We start from the raw sequence: 17,695 nt of genomic DNA, 5'->3' as shown, positions 1-17,695 counted from the left end.
CTATTGAGTAGGAATTTTAGATTTTAGATTTTGGATTAAGAGAATTTTGAGATTCATGTCTTGCCCGTTATGGGCGAAATAAATCTCAAAGACACGCCTTTGTCGCTAATGCTACACTAGCGTAAATCTAAAATCCAAAATTGTTTGACTTACCACTAGTTTTCTGTACCCTTTTTCTTGGCAGCGGTTGTTGATGATTTCGCAGTTGACTTAGATTTGGAAGTCGTTGATTTACTCGTTTTGCGAGTCGATTTTCCTGTCGATGTCTTAGCTGCCAACAAGTTCAGCGCCACCGCTAGGGTTACATCTTCTACCGTTTGACCTTCTGGGATACTGACATTAGTTTTGCCATGCTTGATGTAAGGACCATAGGGGCCATCGTAGATGTTAATTGTTTCTCCATCTTCTGGATGCGTACCCAATTCGCGTAAAGCTGCCTTTGACTTGCTGTTGGTGGAACTGCGCCCCTTTTTCGGTTCGGATAACAGTTCTAATGCACGCTCTAGGTTAATTGTCAATACATTGTCAGCAGCTTTCAGGGAGCGATAGTCTTTCCCCTCCTTACCCTGGTCATGAACCACATAAGGGCCAAAGCGTCCCAAACTTGCTTGGATTTTGCCGCCAGTAACTGGATGAACTCCTAATGTCCGGGGTAGTGCCAATAGACCAACAGCCATTTCCAGGGTAACGGTTTCTGGGGTAACACCTTTGGGTAGGGAGGCTTGTTTCGGTTTGGGGTTTTCGTCGGTTTTGTCACCCAATTGCACATAAGGCCCATAAGCACCAATTTTTACATAAATCGGTTCGCCAGTTTCGGGATGGCGGCCTACCTGGTCAGGGCCTGTGATTTTTTGCCGCAGCAATACTTCTACCTGTTTGGGGTCGAGGTCGGCTGGTGTTAGGTCTTTGGGAATGGAGGCGGTGATAACCCCCTCACCGTTTTCGACTTCAATGTAGGGGCCATATTTCCCAATGCGGACTTTGGCATCTAAATTTTCTAGTTCTACAGTCCTAGCTTTGGTGGCATCAATCTGGCTTTCCTGCTCTTTTACCAGTGTTTCCAGTCCTTTGTCTCCCAGATAGAATTGCTGCAAGTAGGGTAGCCATTTCGCTTCACCTGTGGCAATGTCATCCAGGGTTTGCTCCATCTTCGAGGTAAAACTGGGATCGACAACATCCGGGAAATGTTTTTCCAGCAAGTCGGTGACGGCGAAAGCGGTGAAGGTGGGAATGAGAGCGTTAGTCACCAAATGGGCATAACCCTTATCGATGATTGTGCCAATGATGCTGGCGTAGGTACTGGGACGACCGATACCTTCGCTTTCTAATGTTTTCACTAAAGAAGCTTCGGTGTACCTAGCTGGCGGTTGGGTTTCGTGCCCAACTGCTTCTAGCTCTGTACAATCAGGACGATCGCCTACTTTTAGATTTGGTAAAATTACTTCCTGGTCTTCCAGTGCTGCTTCTGGGTCATCTGAACCTTCAACGTAGGCACGTAAGTATCCAGGAAATTCAATCCGTTTGCCAGAAGAACGGAATCCAGCATCCTCGACTTGCAATTGCACGGTAATTTGAGTTTGCCGGGAATCAGCCATTTGACAAGCAACAGTCCGCTTCCAAATCAAATCGTAAACGGCAAGTTCCCGACCGCCCAAACCAGTTTCTTGGGGGGTGCGGAAGGTGCTACCCGCTGGACGAATTGCTTCGTGTGCCTCTTGTGCGCCTTTGGATTTGGTGGTGTATTGCCGGGGTTGGGGACTGAGGTATTGTTGACCGTAGAGCTTTTCTACACAACTGCGAGCAGCTGCGATCGCCTGGTCTGACAAATGCACCGAATCTGTTCGCATATAGGTAATATACCCTTGCTCGTACAAATTCTGGGCAACCCGCATCGTGTCACGGGCTGAGAGACGCAGTTTCCGGTTAGATTCTTGTTGCAGTGTCGAGGTGGTGAACGGTGGCGACGGTTTGCGCGTCACTGGGCGTTCTTCGATGTCGTTAACATTCCAGGTTTTCCCAGTTAAGCGTTCTTTAAGGGCTACCGCTTGTTCTTCGTTGAGCAACAAGACATTACGACCTGCGGTAATTTGTCCGGTTGCGGCATCAAAATCGCTGCCGTTAGCAATTTTGGTTCCTCCCAGTGTTACCAACTGGGCAGCAAAGGGGGTTTTTTCCTTTGACAAACTAGCTTTCAAATCCCAGTACGTACCCTCACGGAAAGCGCGGCGTTGGCGTTCCTTAGTGACTAAAAGTCGCACAGCTACAGATTGTACTCGCCCAGCAGATAATCCCCAGGCGATTTTTTTCCATAGCAAGGGAGATAGGGTATAGCCCACCAGCCGATCTAAAATCCGTCGGGTTTCTTGAGCGCGAACCAACTGCTCATCAATATTGCGGCAGTCTTTCAGAGCTTTTTTGATCGCCTCTTGGGTAATTTCGTGAAACACCATCCGCTTAGTCGGAACTTTCGGCTTCAGCAGTTGGTATAAATGCCAACTAATGCTTTCACCTTCCCGGTCTTCGTCCGTTGCCAGAATCAGTTCATCTACATCCTTGAGGGCATCTTTGAGCTGGGTAACAATTTTCTTTTTGTCTTTCGGGACAACATATACCGGTTCAAAGTCGGCGTCCACATTTACTCCTAGCTGCGCCCATGATTCTCCTTTGACGGCAGGGGGAATTTCACTAGCCGACTGGGGTAGGTCACGCACATGACCCATAGACGCCTCCACCCGATAGCCTGATGGCAGGTAGTTGCGAATGGTACGAGCTTTTGTTGGAGATTCGACGATGACGAGAGTTGACATGGAAATTTCAATAAAAACAAGAGCTACTAAGCTAAACAGTCAAATTGAGGTAACTTTTACAAATTGTCAAGATAAATGGTCACGCTTAGGGCGGTGATTTAATCCTCACATAAACTACCTGTTTGGGAAAAAATCCGCTGAACTTAATGCTCAGTCTGTCCCAGAGAATAAATGAGGATACGCTGGGTTTGAATTTCCAGCTATTTCAATCTTTAACTTATCTAACGCATAATTGGCGACTATAGTTTTCAAAATATCCTTTAATTGGGAATTGGGCATAGGGCATAGGGCATAAAGCATGGGGAATGGGAGATGAGAAAGCAGGGGGAGCAAGGGAAGAATAATTATTATTGAATTTACCAATGCCCAATGCCCAATGACGGCAGTTGCTCCACTTGGGGAGACCCCAAGACCCAACGGGAAAGGCAGTCCCCCAGACGATCAAGGACTCGCTCTAAGCGAAGCCATGCCGAAGGCTTTACGCTGCGCTAAGCTAATCGGCATTTAAGCTGCAATATAACTGACATTACCTTTGTTTTTGATTTTCCGATGCCACTTAATGACTAACTCGCCTTGATTCAACAACTTATCTAGTAGTGATTTTAACTCATCTACTGATTTAAATAACCGATGAGCAATATATTCCTTACATGAGTGCCAGACTAACTCGATAATGTTGTAATCAGGGCTGTAAGATGGCAAGAACTCTAAAACAAAATTCGGAAACTGTTCAGATATTTTAGCTAGAACATCTTTGCGTTTATGAAAACTAGCATTATCTAAAATCAAAATAATTTTTGGCCCATACTTAGCAAAATTTTCAGAACAGTTACCTTGATTTACCCACTCCTGTTTGATTAATTCATTTAATTGTTCTAATTGCTCGTAAAAAATATCTGCATTACCTTTTTTGACGAAGAAGCATACCCGTTTTCGGTCTAATTCTCGGATTGCTCCCATCACATTGACACCTCCACAACGTCGTTGCCCTGGAACATTCTTGCGCTTTCCTTTTTTACCCCAATTCTTGCGTCGAATCACACGTAGACTAAAACCACTCTCGTCCCAAAACCATACCTGTAAACGCTCTGGCTGCTCTCGTGCGATTGATAGATATTGAGCAAGTTTCTCCTTGAACTTGGCTCTTTCGATTGGGTTTTGTTTATCTTCCAGGTCATATTTAGACCAGATATAACTATACTTTTTTCTCTTTAATATCCTCCTAACTTGAGAACTACTTAAATCAATTCCTGTTTTTTCGGTTAAATATGTAGCTAGTCGCTCTGCCGTCCATTTCCCAAATTCATACCCTAACGTCGATGGTTCTGTATCAACAGTTTTTAATAACAGTTCAACATATTCAGGGGTGGCTTTTCGATAATGTTCGTATTCTCTTTTATTATGTAAAGTTTCTAAATCATCGGGATCTCCATGCATACACCAATATGCTACTGTTCTGTGCGAACAACCTAAAAATTTAGCAATCTCGTGTTGTGGTTTTCCATCATTCTGTAGCAGTATAATTAAAATTCTTTCTCTAACGTGTGGTAAGTCACTTTCTTTTAGAGCTTCCTGTAGCTTGGTGATTTGTTCTGGCGTTAAAAAGTTTTTGGCTGCTGGTGGCATACTTGCTTTTGAACGGCTTCATCTTCTTATTATGCAACTTACGTGCCGATTAGCTTATCGACGGGAACCGCCAAGACGGGGGCTGCCTCACCGCACTGCCTCCCCAATGCCCCACTCTAATAGAGCTTGTGCCAAAATTAAATCAAACTTGAGAGCAAAAGCGAAATAGCATTTATACTTATGTCAGGAAAGCAAAACCATGCAAGCAATTCGTCAGGGTGATGTTATCTTACTACCTGTGCAGCAGGTTGAAGGACAAAAAATACCTCATTTAACTTTGGCAGAAGGCGAAGTTACAGGTCATAAGCATCAGATTACTGAGGGCAAGGCGGAATTATCTGAAAAAGATGGCACACTTTATTTACGTGTTATTTCAGAGTCGGCGTTGCTAGCTCATGAGGAGCATAAAGCTATTTCTATTCCCCAAGGTGACTGGATGGTGAAAATTCAACGGGAATACGAGCCTGAAGGTTGGCGTTATGTCGCTGATTGAAAAGTTAACACCTGAGCAAGAGGCTTTGATTCCAGTTTATCGGGAAAAGTGGCGAGCGATCGCGCTTTCAACTGAGCGGATTGATAAAGAAAAAGCGGCAGAAATTGTAAAAGCTGCTTATATTGCAATTGACTATGAACAACCTGAAATCCTTTTTCACGACAGTCCTTATGCAGCTTGCAACTGGATGCTAAAACTATCACCTCAATTTGTAGACAGTTACCTCAATGAACCAAAGAGTTTAGACAGCTTATTTTCGCCTCATATCTTTCAAGAACTTTCGAGAAAACTTCATGAACAGCTTGGCAAAAAATTATTATATAAACAATTTTATAAATACTTCTCTGGTATGGCAGATACTCTGGTAAATCATGAAATATTTAATGACTTAATTGAAAAATTTTGTACTCAAGTAAACGAGCAACTAGAGGATCATTCGTGGCTAATTGAAGTTTACCTTCATAACTCCTTTAGACTTGAAAATCACGGTAATTGGATGGACGGATATGATTTTTGCATATCTGTTTTGAACATCGATCATCCTCAACAGGAATGGAAAGTATTTCAATCTTTAATTCAAGAATGTGGTTGGTTGTTTGCGTATGATGATATTTGTATAATATGCGATCGCCCCCTTCACCTACGCTTCGATAATCAAAATCGCCTCCACGCTGAAGGCGAACCCGCGATTGAATTTATTGATGGATATAGCCTGTACTCATACCACGGTGTAACCTTGCCTGAAAAATACGGTAAAATCCACCCGCAGCAATGGCAATCTCAATGGATTTTAACAGAAGAAAATGCCGAACTACGACGAGTACTAATTCAGGGTATCGGTTACGCTAGAATTTGCGAAGAATTGCAAGCTATTGAATTAGATAATTGGCAAGAATATACACTATTAAAAATTGATAACAATGTGGATATCGAGCCGATTTATTTATTAAAAATGACTTGCCCTAGCACAAGCTTTATTCATGCCTTGCGAGTTCCACCGAATATGAACTCAGCGCGTGAAGCAATTAGCTGGGTAAATTGGGATGTAGATCCAGAAGAATTTGGTGTACAAACATAATTACTTAAAGGACTTGCCGATTTAGAAATTGTTCAAAAAGGTAATGACAATCTATTCATGCTAGATGTCACCTTAGCAGAAAGGGCATACTGTAATTCTTAAATGCAGTAACTTGAGAGTTAATTATTCATTTTTGAGTAATACAGTGAAGATACTACCATTTGGATAATTATCTTCGATGGTAATCGTACCGGAATGTGCCTCGATCGCCATTTTGCAGAAAGCCAATCCTAAACCAATTTGCGAAACTTCTGGTATGGAAGTTCCAATTTCATACTTCTCGAAAATGATTTGTCGTAACTCCAGACTTACTCCCGAACCAGAATCAGCGACTTGCACTTTTACACCGCCTGCTACTAAATACTCTCCCCGTAGGGTGACTTGAGACTTGTACGGGGAGAACTTAATGGCATTGGAGAGCAAATTATCCAGCACTCGACGAAAGAGAACTGCATCTATTGCAACAATACCACCAGGTTCGGGTAGTTCGCGTATCAGAGTCAGATTCTTTTGATTAGCGATCGCCTCAATATCTGCCAATGCTGACATACACAGCGTACAAAGGTCTACTTCTGTATAATTGAGAACCATTTTCCCAGATTCCAGCTTTGCCACGATCAGCAAACTATCGATCAACAATTGTAATTGTTGTCCAGCAACTAAAATTTGATCGACTTTTCTTTGATGCTGTTCAAATGACAAACCTGACAACCGTAGAATTTCTGCGCCTAAAACAATACTGGTAAGTGGATTTCGCAGATCGTGCACAATCATATTTACCATATCTTCTCGCAGTTTTAGCAATACTTGCATATTGTCGTATTGCTGTTTAATCCGCAACATGGAATGAACTCTAGCTCGTAATTCCACACCATTGACGGGTTTACTAATAAAGTCATCTGCACCCGTCGCCAGACATCGAGCCAAATCTTCTTTATCGGTTAATGCTGTCACCATAATAATCGGCACTGCTTGCCATTGTGGATTGGCTTTGATGCGTCGGCAAACTTCCATCCCATCGAGATCGGGCATCATCACATCTAATAAAATCAGATCGGGTTGAAAACTGTCGAGGCGGTTTAGAGCTTGTTGACCACTAGGAGCGTAGTATAGCTGGTAGTTTTCACCATCCAGCAAGGTTTCAATTACATCAAAATTATCGGGTTCATCATCAATTACTAAAATAGAGAGTTGACTATCCATCGAGAATTTCCGCTACCTTCCTAAAAATTGTTGAATTGTAGTTACAAGCTGTTTAAGTTTTACGGGTTTGGTCAAATATTCGTTAGCTCCAGCTGCGAAACTTGTTTCGCGATCGCCGGGCATAGCTAATGCCGTTAGTGCAATTATGGGAATATGCACAAATTGGCGATCGTTACGGATGCGGCGGATGGCTTCTAACCCATCCATTCCCGGCATTTGAATGTCCATCACAATTAAGTCAGGGCGTTGAACTCCCACAAGATCGATAGCTTGTTGTCCATTGTTTGCCAAAATGAGATGATACCCTCGACTTTCAAGATAGCCGGACATCGTATCAATATTTGCTTGATTATCTTCTGCCAACAAAATCAAAGGAGTTTCCAAAAAGACTTCTGGCAATACAATTAAATTTGGCGAGTTAGAACGGGCAGGCTGTTGTAGTTTCTCTATAGTTACCTGAAGTTGAGCGCGGGTAATGGGTTTGACCAGATATTCAAACGCTCCTTGAGCTAGTCCTTTGCTATGTTCATCCACAACTGAAATGATGATCGTTGGAATATCTTTAGTTTTTGGGTTGGTCTTGAGTTGATTTAGCACCTCCCAACCCGATAGGTTTGGTAGTTGCAGATCGAGAATGATTAGAGCAGGTTGAACTCGCAACACCTCTTCTACGGCTCCTTCACCTTGAGAATAGATAATGGATTGCATTCCCATCTCGCGCAAGTAACGAGTAATCTGATCGGCCGCGGCCACAGAATCTTCAACGATCACAACTTGAGCATTTTCAGCAATTAAGGGATAGCTGGGTAATGAAGTAGTTACCTGCTTCCTGAGAAAATTATCGCTGGTACGATAGGGAATGCGAACGGTAAAACAACTTCCCTTTCCAACTTCACTGCTAACTAAGACTGTTCCTCCATGTAGGGTAATAATCTTTTGTACCAGTGCCAAACCTAAACCAGTGCCACTGTACTGGCGGTTAAGGCTGCTGTCAAGCTGGATAAAAGGCTGAAACAGCTTGCCAATTTCTTCAGGGGCGATACCGATGCCGGTGTCAGTGATATGGAAGCAGAGATTTGGGGAAGATGAGGGGGATGAGGAAGACAAGGAAGACAAGGAAGACAAGGAAGACAAGGAAGAATTTACTTCCCCTGCTCCCCTGCTCCCACTTCGGCTACGCTCAGTGACCACCTGCCCCTCTGCCTCCTCCAGCCTGACTTCTAGCGTTACAGATCCCCGTTCTGGCGTAAACTTGACAGCGTTACTTAACAGGTTGATCAGTACTTGACGCAGGCGGCGATCGTCTACTTGGATGCTGTCAATATTGTCATAAATATGAGTACTAAGACGAATGCTTTTTTTCAAAGCCATCTGTTTGACAAAGGCAAGGCTGGTATCACAAAGGCTCCTAACAGAAACATCACTTGGTTGCAGTTCCAGTTTGCCAGATTCGATTTTAGACAAATCTAGAATGTCATTGATTAGTTCTAGTAAATGTCTGCCACTGCACTCAATAGTGGCGATCGCTTTTGCTTGTCTTTCATTAATGGAGCCGAATACACTTTCTTGTAAGCCTTCTGACATACCCAAAATCGCATTCAGAGGTGTTCGCAGTTCATGGCTCATGTTGGCGAGAAATTCGTCTTTGAGGCGAGTAGCGCGGGCAAGTTCCATATTGGCGTTAGCAAGCTGCTCATTTGTATGCCGTAATTGTGCTTCGGCTTGTTTGCGTTCTGTGATATCTTCATGAGATACCAGTACGCCAATCACCTCTTTGGCGCTATTAGTCAGGGGAATTTTATTAGTTCGTAGCCAGAGTTGTTCGCCATTAGCCCCTTCAAATGGCTCCTCATAGCCTAGTTTAGGTGTTTGGGTGTTCATCACCATCGCATCGTCTGCACAGTAGAGGTGTGCTAACTTGGCCCAAGGTAATTCAAAATCGGTCTTGCCGATAATTTCATCAATTGTCAGTTGAGAATGGCGGATAAATGCTGGATTGCAGCCGAGAAAGCGCGATTGGCGGTCTTTCCAGAAAACACGTTGCGGAAATGTATCTAGTACAGTTTGCAGCATTTTACGTGATTCTTCCAGTTCTTGCGCGGTCTGTTTGCGTTCGCGGATATCAAACAGGGTGGTGCGGCTGTATAGATAGTTACCCTCTGCATCCTTGACAGCAGTAGCGCTTACCAGCACTGGGAAAACTGTGCCATCTTTACAAATCATGTCAAGTTCCAAATCCTTCACCGAACCCTGCTTTTTGAAGTGAGGATAGTTTTGCGCAAAGGACAAGCCACTTGCTTGGGTGAAAAAATTCAGCACGGGTTGACCAATCATTTCCTCACGGGTATAACCCAACCATTGCAGTTCAGTCTCGTTTACCTTAAGCAATCGGCCTTCGCTATCGAGGGAATGATAGCCACAGGGAGCATTATTGTATAAATCTTCGACCTCATGGGCATATTTCGCCAATGCCTCTTGTGCTTCTTTCCGTTCGCTGATATCAGTTATCCTAACTAGATTCATGGTGCGTCCGGCTACAGTAATCGGCTTGGCTGCAATGTTTCCCCAGAAAATCTTACCCTGAAGAGTAATATATTCAATCTCTAGGCTCCAGAAACCTTTTGAGTGCATATCTCTGACGATCGCATCCGTTTCGTTGGTAGTGAATGGCCGCAACTGGAGTGTCTGCCCATTGATATCGACCAATTCAGCGTTGTCAACCGCCTCAAACATTTCTACTGCCCGCCGATTGCAATCTAGGGTGAGCAGGGTTTGCGGATCGACTAGAAAGATGGCATCGGCAGATTCGTTAAAAATTGCTTCTCGCAAATCCCGATTGTGGATGAGTTCCTCTTCGGCTTGTTTGCGTTCGCTGATATCATAGTTAACCCCAATCATCTGTACAGGTTCACCCTGTTGGGCACGCTTGAGAATGCCGTAGCCTTTAAGATAACGAATTTCTCCACTTGGTTGAACGATGCGGAACTCGACATTATATTCTTGCTTTCCTTGCAGAACTTGCTCTATAGTTTCCAACATATAAGGGCGATCGTCTGGGTGCAGGCAGTTTAACCAAGCATCAAAAGAACCGTCAAAATCAGTGTTGCTCACTCCATACAGTTCGTACATTCGATCGTCCCAAATCTGCCTTGCTTGGACGAAATCATATTCCCAAATACCAAATCCTCCAGAGCTGATAGCTATGGTTAGCCGTTCGGAGAGGTGATGCAACTGTTCTTCTGCTTGCTTGCGTTCGCGCAGTGCGGCTTGCTGTTCGCTGATATCTGTCAGTGTGCCGATGTAGCCAATAATGGTGTCGTTGGCGTTAATTTCGGGTAGCACTTGGACATAGAACCAGTTAATGCTGCCATCTGGGCGTAGATGTCTGCCCTCACTCTGATAAAATTCCCTTGGGTTAACACGTTCTTGCTCAAATTTCAAAGACCATTCCCTCCCCAAACGCTCGGCATCTTCTGGGTGCAAAGCCTGTAACCAACCTATCCCCAATGCTGCCTGTGTTGGTCTACCAGTCATCTCACTCCAGCGATCGTTAGCATAGATGCAGTTACCAAAGGCATCCAGTCGGAAAATAGCTACAGGAGCCGCTTCTGCCAAATTTGCATAACGGAGTTCGCTGTCTCGAAGGGCTGTCTCTATTTGTTTTTGCTGGGTAATATCTTTGGCAATACCCAAAAATCCGATATTGTTTCCTTTTAGATCCTGGAGAATTTTTACTGACAGAAATACAGGGAATCGAGAGCCATCTTTACGAATGTAAGTCCATTCGTTTTCATAAGTGCTTCCGTCTTGAGTGACGATAGTAAAAAATTCTCTACCAGGTGCAATTTCCCTACCCAATTTCAACGAGAGTTCTGCTGCTCGTTGCTTGAGTTCCTCTGGGTCGTGAAATGTAGTTGGATTTATTTGCCGAACAACTTCATCTGCTGTGTAGCCCAACATTTTCTGAGCAGCTGCGTTAAAGGTTTGGATGCCATTCGAGTTATTAGAAATAATGGCATAGTCAGTACCATCTAAAATGGCTTGTTGCAAATTAGCGATCGCTAACAATTGAGCTTCTGCCTGTTTGCGTTGTGTAATATCAATATGGCAACCAATCATCCGCAGGGGATTGCCGTCTCGATCCCACGCAATGACGCGACCGGAACAAATGACCCAAACGGTAGAACCATTTTTATGTCGATATCTCACCTCATTGTAAAAGGGGATTTGTCCGCGACTTTGGACGTGTTGCTCAAAAAGTTCTAGAACACCCGGTAAATCCTCTGGAAAAATCAGGTGTTGCCAGCTGTGTGGTGTATTTAGCAATTCCCAATCTTCGTAGCCTAACATCTGCTTGAAGGTTAAGCTCAAGTACTCTTGATTGCCCTGAATATCCCAGTCCCAGTAACCTGCTAGGCCGACTTTGAGAATTTGCTCCAGAAGACGTAATTCAATTCGCAGCATTTGGGCCCGCCGCCGCTCCTTTTCTGAGAACTTGCGTTCTGTAATATCTATCAGCACGCCCAGCATCCGCAGCAGTTTTCCGGTTGCGTCGTAAACTCCGCGTCCTTTTGCCGATACCCAATGAATGCTGCCATCTTGCCAGACAACTCGATATTCCACAGCATAATCGGTTTGGGTAGCGATCGCTTGCCTCAGTTGCGGCTCAACCCATTCTCGATCCTCTGGATGGACTTGACCCCGCCACTTTTCATAAGTCCAGTTCACATCACTCAGATCGGAACCAAAACAGCGAATTGCATTCTCGCTAGCAAATATTTGATTGATGATTGGGTTCCACTCCCAATAGCCAATACCAGCAAAACTCAGAGTAAGCTTGAGTTTCTCTTCGCTAGCTTTTAGCGCTGCTTCTGTCCGTTGGCGTTCTGCTAGTTCTGCCTGTAATTGCTGATATGCACTTCCTTGTTGAATGGCGATCGCTATTTGCACCGCTAGTCGATCCAACAAATCTAGTTCTACTGATTGCCAATGACGAGGCGCACTACATTGGTGAGCAATTAATAATCCCCATAATTGCTCTTTGACCAAAATAGGTACTACCAGATTGGCTTTGACTTCAAATTTTTCTAGAAGCTGCAAATGACAATTTGTTAAACCAGCCTGATGAATATCGTCGATTGCTCGTTTTTTCCCTTGACGATAGTCACTTCTGGCTTTCTTGTGAAAGCAGGTGTCTATAATCTGCTTTCCCAGAGCCACTGTCCAACCAGGAAGCACTGATTCTGCGACAATTGTACCGCTCATATCCGGCTGAAATTGATAGACCACTACTCGGTCTGCTTTGAGAAACTGCCGTACTTCTGTAGCTGTGGTACGCAGAATCTCTTCTAGTTTCAGAGACTGACGAATCCGTAAGGCGATCGCAGCAATCAGTTGTTGTTGTTCCCGACTTTGTTCTAACTGCCGAGCCAAATCCATCCGTTCAATGGCATGATGAATTGCACCTTGAAGAACTTCAAGTGTGAGTTTATTTTTAACCAGATAATCTTGCACACCACTTTTCATCGCACGAACAGCGATGATTTCATCCCCTTGTCCTGTTAGCAGAATCACAGCAGTTTGAGTATTGCTATGACATTCCCAAAACTGCTGAATAAACTTCAGTCCATCCCCATCAGGCAACGCGAAATCTAGCAAAATGATATCTGGAATCTCCTGTTGACACCATTTCAGTGCTGGCGTTAGCGTTTCAAATTCCAAAAAGCGGTAGCTATACAGGCTGTCTTGCTTCAAAAAGCGACGATATACTTCCCGATCTTCAGCGCAATCATCAATCAGCAGGATTGTGAGGCAAGGAGGATAACTCATAAGTTAAAAATACAAACGCGATCGCGTTTCAAAAAATTATAGCTCGATATCATCGTCTTAATTGCTTGATGTAAATCAAATCACGCTTGGACAAGAAAAACATAGAACAGGCAAAATACCTGAGATATTTTTATATTGCCCTTTAGCGCGATATTTTGCCCAAATACCTTAAAATTTTGGCATTTTAATCGCTTTACGATTAGGTGTTATAAACGAATGGCTTCGCAGTTTTACTTAAACACCTCCTCAGAGATTCAGTAAATTTGCGGTCTTCAAAATTCATCAATTAACAGCCGCAAAAGTAACACTCAAACCTCTGTTTTGCAGTGATTTTTACCATCAGCCAGATTGTTTTAAAGTTTCACATCATCGGTTTTATTGGCTTGTTCCTTACCATTCTTCTAGAAAATCTCCTCTATCCTACGGATGAGCTAGAGTTGCGACTCAGTATTTATTCAGGAATCACAAATAGCCATTCAAGTAAATACTCTCAATTTCATTAGAAAAAAAATCCTGTTTTTCCTCGATTACATTTTCATTTAAATTTTGAATACTAAAACTATTACAAACAATAATTACTAGAAAACATTTGTTTGTAACCAGTTCATTCTCTTGAAAATTTCCAGTTTAAGTACAATTCCAAAAGGAGTTTTAACCTAATGTCACTATCAGGTGTAGAGCGTCAGTTACAGCATAAATTAGACCTTAAACAAGCTGTAAATCACAAATTGAATCCTGTTAACATTGTGTTTTTACTAGTAGGTTTAATTATTCTAGGAAGCTCTAGTTTTATTATCACCTCTTATGTATTGTCTTCAATTAGTTTGATAATTTCATCTTCAGATGCTAATCCTACATCAATTCCCTGGATTGAGAATAAGTTTGACTGTCAATTCAGTAGTAGAACCTGGCGAGATAACAAGTGTTGGGATTATGAACATAATCCTATGTTTTAAAGTTGACTTCTAATTACTTGGATTACACTTAAGCTGCATCTACCTTAAAGATCGTTATTTTTTTACATCAAGTAACAATTCATAACTCAACCCAGTAAAAAACCAAAACATCTTTCATAACAAATAAAAACTATTAAAAACAATATAAATTTTTATAGCAATAAAAAAATCATAGAAAACACTGATGTTTTTTCATTAAATATAAGTAAAATATTATTTACCTTTTGATTAAATATAATTCCATTTCAAGCATATATACATAATGTTCATTAACTCTCTCATCTCTGATAATTTACAACAGACTATCATTCGTCATCCGCTTGTTGTTAGCTCTGAAATTATGCTTCCAGATGTGATTGCATTAATCAATCAAGCATCAGCTAATCATGATAGTTTGCCAATCAAGCATAGCAATTATTTACCTAATCCTGGTAAAGATATAGGTAGCAACACATCTCAAGCCACCAGTTGTGTTTTAGTTCTAGAAAACTCGCATTTGGTGGGGATAATTACGCAACGAGATTTAATTAAGCTGACAGCCCAAGGTCAAAATATAGAGGGTATCAGTGTTGCCCAAGTGATGACCAGAGAGTTAATAACATTGAAGCTAAAAGATTTTAAAGATGTTTTTACTGCTTTACATTTGCTAAGAAAAAATCGAATTTGCCACCTGCCTATTATTGGAGATCGAGAAGAGTTAATTGGATTAGTTACTCCCACTAGTCTACTGGCAGTTTCTATTCTACAAGCCGAACTTTACAATCATACACGAGTTAAACTTGTAGAACGCCAAAAAATTGAGGCAGAACTGCGATTGGAGCGTAATTTTGTTTCTACCGTTTTGAATCTAGCAGACGCTTTAGTTATAGTACTAGATTGCCACGGAAAAGTTGTTCGCTTTAATCATACTTGCGAACAAGCTACAGGTTACGCATTCGATGAAGTTAAAGGAAAATGTGTTTGGGATGTGCTGCTGTTACCTGAAACAACAAAATGTATCAAAGATATTTTTCAAAATTTAGCCGAGAGAGAATTCCCTCAACGTTACGAAACTTCTTTAGTTACTAAAGATAGCGATCGCCGCTTAATTTCTTGGTCAAATAAGGTCTTACTTAACTCTAATAATCAAGTTGATTATATTGTTTGTACAGGCATTGACATTACTGAAAGCCGAAAAGCACAAGAGGAACTCCAACAGACTCGCAACTTTTTACAGTCGATGATTAATAATCTGCCTGTAGCCGTCTTTGTTAAAGATGCTAAACCAGAAAGTTTTGGGACAGTCAAGCTCTGGAATCATACCTGCGAAAATATTTTTGGTGTTACAGCAGAACAGGCTATTGGCAAAACAGATTACGAATTCTTCTCGAAAGAACAAGCAGACTTTTTCTATCAAAAAGACCTAGAAAGTTTTGCTAGCGGTGTACTTCAAGATATTTCTGAAGAACCTATTGACAGTCCTAGTTTTGGCAGAAGAATTTTACACATGACTAAAATTCCTTTGTATGACAAAAACCATCAACCCGAATACCTATTGTGTATTTCCGAGGACATTACAGAATATAAACGAGCAGAAAAAAATCTACAACAAGCAAAAGAGCAATTACAAACGGTTTTAGATGCACTACCTGGGTTTGTTTCTTGGGTAAATGATGATGGATATTATTTAGGGGTTAATCGCCATTTAGCTGAAAGTTTTAACTTGACTCCTGATGCTTTTGTTGGTCAAGAATTGGGCTTTATGGAAAATAGCCCACAATTTACAGAATTTATGCATGAATTTTTAAATAGGCAAGATGTAGCAGATTCTAAGGTTATTGATGTCCAAATTAATGGTAAAACATGTAATTATTTGCTCGTAGCTCAAAAATATCAACAAAACACAGCCGCCGTTGCCATCGGAATCGATGTTACAAAACGCAAACAAGCTGAAATAGCCTTACAAAGTTTAATAGAAAGTACAGCTTCTACAACTGGACGTGACTTTTTTCCAGCATTAGTTGAGCATATTTCTTCGACTTTAGATGTCCGTAATACTTTAGTAAGTGAGTTAATTGATGAGCAAGCTCACACTTTAGGATTTTGGTCTGATGGGCAGTTACAACCCAATATTTGCTATGACCCAAAATCAACTATATGTGAAACTTTGCTCAAGCAAGGATTTTACCAGTGTAGTTCGAGAATTCAGCAACTCTTTCCTAATGCGAAAAGATTAGCTGCTATGGAAGCTGAAAGTTCTATGGGAGTTATTTTAAGTGATGATTTTGGTCAACCAATTGGCTCACTATGCATAGTAGATGACAAACCTATACCTGACCAACATAAATTTGAAGGAATTCTCAAAGTATTTGCAGCCAGAGCATCTGCTGAACTGCAAAGACAACGAGCGCAAGAAGCTCTACAAAAACTCAATCAAGATTTAGAAATCAGGGTTAAACAACGCACTTTAGACTTACAACAAAGTGAGGCAGAACTTAGAGCTATTTTTAATCAAGCAGCTGTGGGAATTCAGCTAGAAACTTTAGATGGACATTTTGTTAAAGTTAATCAAAAGTTATGTGAATTTTTAGGCTATAGCCAAGAAGAAATCCTCCAAAAAAACTTTAGAGATATCACACATCCAGAAGATATACAAATCCATCTAAATAAATTGCAACAATTAATAGCAGGAAAAATAGAAACATTTTCCATTGAGAAGCGTTATTTACATAAAAATGCTAATGTAATTTGGATAAATCTAACGGTATCTCTAATTCGAGATCCGATTGGCAAACCAATTTATGCGATCGGTGTAGTTAAAGATATACGCGAGCGCAAACAAGCTGAAGAAAATATTTGTAAAGCTTTAGTAAAAGAAAAAGAACTCAGTGAGTTGAAATCTCGTTTCATTTCTATGACCTCCCACGAGTTCCGAACTCCTTTAGCTGTGATTGCTTCCTCTGCTGGAATCTTAAAAAGCTTTAGCCATAAACTAGATGAAGAACAAAAGCATAAACATCTCCAATGCATTGAGACTTATGTGCAACATACTACTCAACTATTAGATGATATTTTGCTAATTAATAAGGCTGAAGCTGGAAAATTGGCATTTGAACCAACTTGTATTAATTTAATTAATTTCTGTCGTTCTTTGGTAGAAGAAATTCAACTCAATTCTTCAAAACATACCCTAACCTTTTTTCCTCAGTATTTAGGGAACTCATTAATAGACGATCCCTTTATGGCTTGTATAGACAAGAAACTTTTGCGACAAATCTTGAGCAATTTGCTTTCAAATGCTGTCAAATACTCGCCAGATAGTAGCAATGTTCAAATTGATTTATTAGTTCAAGATGAAAGCGCAGTTTTTCTAATTCAAGATGAGGGTATTGGTATTTTACCAGAGGATCAACAGAACTTATTTGAACCATTCTACCGAGCGAGTAATGTTGGTAATACGCCAGGAACTGGATTAGGTTTGGCAATAGTCAACAACTGTATAGACCTTCATAGAGGAAGAATTACTCTCACTAGCCAGGTCGGAGTAGGTACGACTTTTAGGGTAGAACTGCCACTGATTATAAGTGACTTCCTCAATGAAAAATATCGAATGTGTTATTAGTAAATAATTTTAGGGAATAATAAACTGCGGGAGATTGTTTGGAATCTAATGTAAAATCCAAGTTCTCATCTGAATAATTAGTTTTAACAACTGTATTTACTG

General features: G+C 41.4%; 7 protein-coding genes. 3 read left to right on the top strand and 4 right to left on the bottom strand.

Features of this window, described 5'->3' with window-relative positions; genetic code table 11:
* Nucleotides 1–155: 155 nt before the first annotated feature.
* Nucleotides 156–2,807 carry a type I DNA topoisomerase gene (topA, locus tag ACR5KR_RS16940; protein WP_448267277.1) on the bottom strand — a complete coding sequence of 884 codons (2,652 nt, stop codon included), beginning with the start codon at nt 2,805–2,807 and terminating at the stop codon, nt 156–158.
* 504 nt (nt 2,808–3,311) lie between these two features.
* Nucleotides 3,312–4,433 carry an IS630 family transposase gene (locus ACR5KR_RS16935; RefSeq protein ID WP_448265610.1) on the bottom strand — a complete coding sequence of 374 codons (1,122 nt, stop codon included), beginning with the start codon at nt 4,431–4,433 and terminating at the stop codon, nt 3,312–3,314.
* A 199-nt stretch (nt 4,434–4,632) separates the two neighbouring features.
* On the opposite strand from ACR5KR_RS16935, the gene ACR5KR_RS16930 reads away from it, so the two are divergent.
* Both ACR5KR_RS16930 and ACR5KR_RS16925 read left to right on the top strand, forming a co-directional pair.
* The gene (locus ACR5KR_RS16930) at nt 4,633–4,926 is read left to right on the top strand and encodes a hypothetical protein (protein ID WP_448267276.1); all 294 of its coding nucleotides are present in this window, start codon (nt 4,633–4,635) and stop codon (nt 4,924–4,926) included.
* Nucleotides 4,913–6,004, top strand: coding sequence for a DUF6745 domain-containing protein (locus tag ACR5KR_RS16925; RefSeq protein WP_448267275.1), 1,092 nt, complete (start codon nt 4,913–4,915; stop codon nt 6,002–6,004). Before ACR5KR_RS16930 ends, ACR5KR_RS16925 begins: the two co-directional genes overlap by 14 nt.
* Before the next feature lie 123 nt (nt 6,005–6,127).
* On the opposite strand, the gene ACR5KR_RS16920 is transcribed toward ACR5KR_RS16925, so the two are convergent.
* Entirely contained in the window at nt 6,128–7,207 is a 1,080-nt protein-coding gene (locus tag ACR5KR_RS16920) for a hybrid sensor histidine kinase/response regulator (RefSeq protein WP_448267274.1), read from the bottom strand.
* A 12-nt stretch (nt 7,208–7,219) separates the two neighbouring features.
* A complete protein-coding gene (locus tag ACR5KR_RS16915; RefSeq protein WP_448267273.1) occupies nt 7,220–13,036 on the bottom strand; it encodes a PAS domain S-box protein in 5,817 nt (1,938 codons plus the stop codon).
* Between the two features lie 1,218 nt (nt 13,037–14,254).
* On the opposite strand from ACR5KR_RS16915, the gene ACR5KR_RS16910 reads away from it, so the two are divergent.
* Nucleotides 14,255–17,593: a PAS domain S-box protein gene (locus tag ACR5KR_RS16910; RefSeq protein WP_448267272.1), complete on the top strand. Its 3,339-nt coding sequence runs from the start codon at nt 14,255–14,257 to the stop codon at nt 17,591–17,593.
* The last annotated feature ends 102 nt before the right edge of the window (nt 17,594–17,695 follow it).

This window comes from Nostoc sp. DSM 114159, from assembly GCF_053470285.1.
Note: the sequence above shows the minus strand (reverse complement) of the source record. Positions and strands in the feature narration are given on the sequence as shown.

Coding starts and splice junctions, on each gene's coding strand:
- ACR5KR_RS16925 (WP_448267275.1), top strand. CDS start 4,913: ATGTCGCTGATTGAAAAGTTAACACCTGAGCAAGAGGCTTTGATTCCA.
- ACR5KR_RS16920 (WP_448267274.1), bottom strand. CDS start 7,207: ATGGATAGTCAACTCTCTATTTTAGTAATTGATGATGAACCCGATAAT.
- ACR5KR_RS16915 (WP_448267273.1), bottom strand. CDS start 13,036: ATGAGTTATCCTCCTTGCCTCACAATCCTGCTGATTGATGATTGCGCT.
- topA (WP_448267277.1), bottom strand. CDS start 2,807: ATGTCAACTCTCGTCATCGTCGAATCTCCAACAAAAGCTCGTACCATT.
- ACR5KR_RS16930 (WP_448267276.1), top strand. CDS start 4,633: ATGCAAGCAATTCGTCAGGGTGATGTTATCTTACTACCTGTGCAGCAG.
- ACR5KR_RS16935 (WP_448265610.1), bottom strand. CDS start 4,433: ATGCCACCAGCAGCCAAAAACTTTTTAACGCCAGAACAAATCACCAAG.
- ACR5KR_RS16910 (WP_448267272.1), top strand. CDS start 14,255: ATGTTCATTAACTCTCTCATCTCTGATAATTTACAACAGACTATCATT.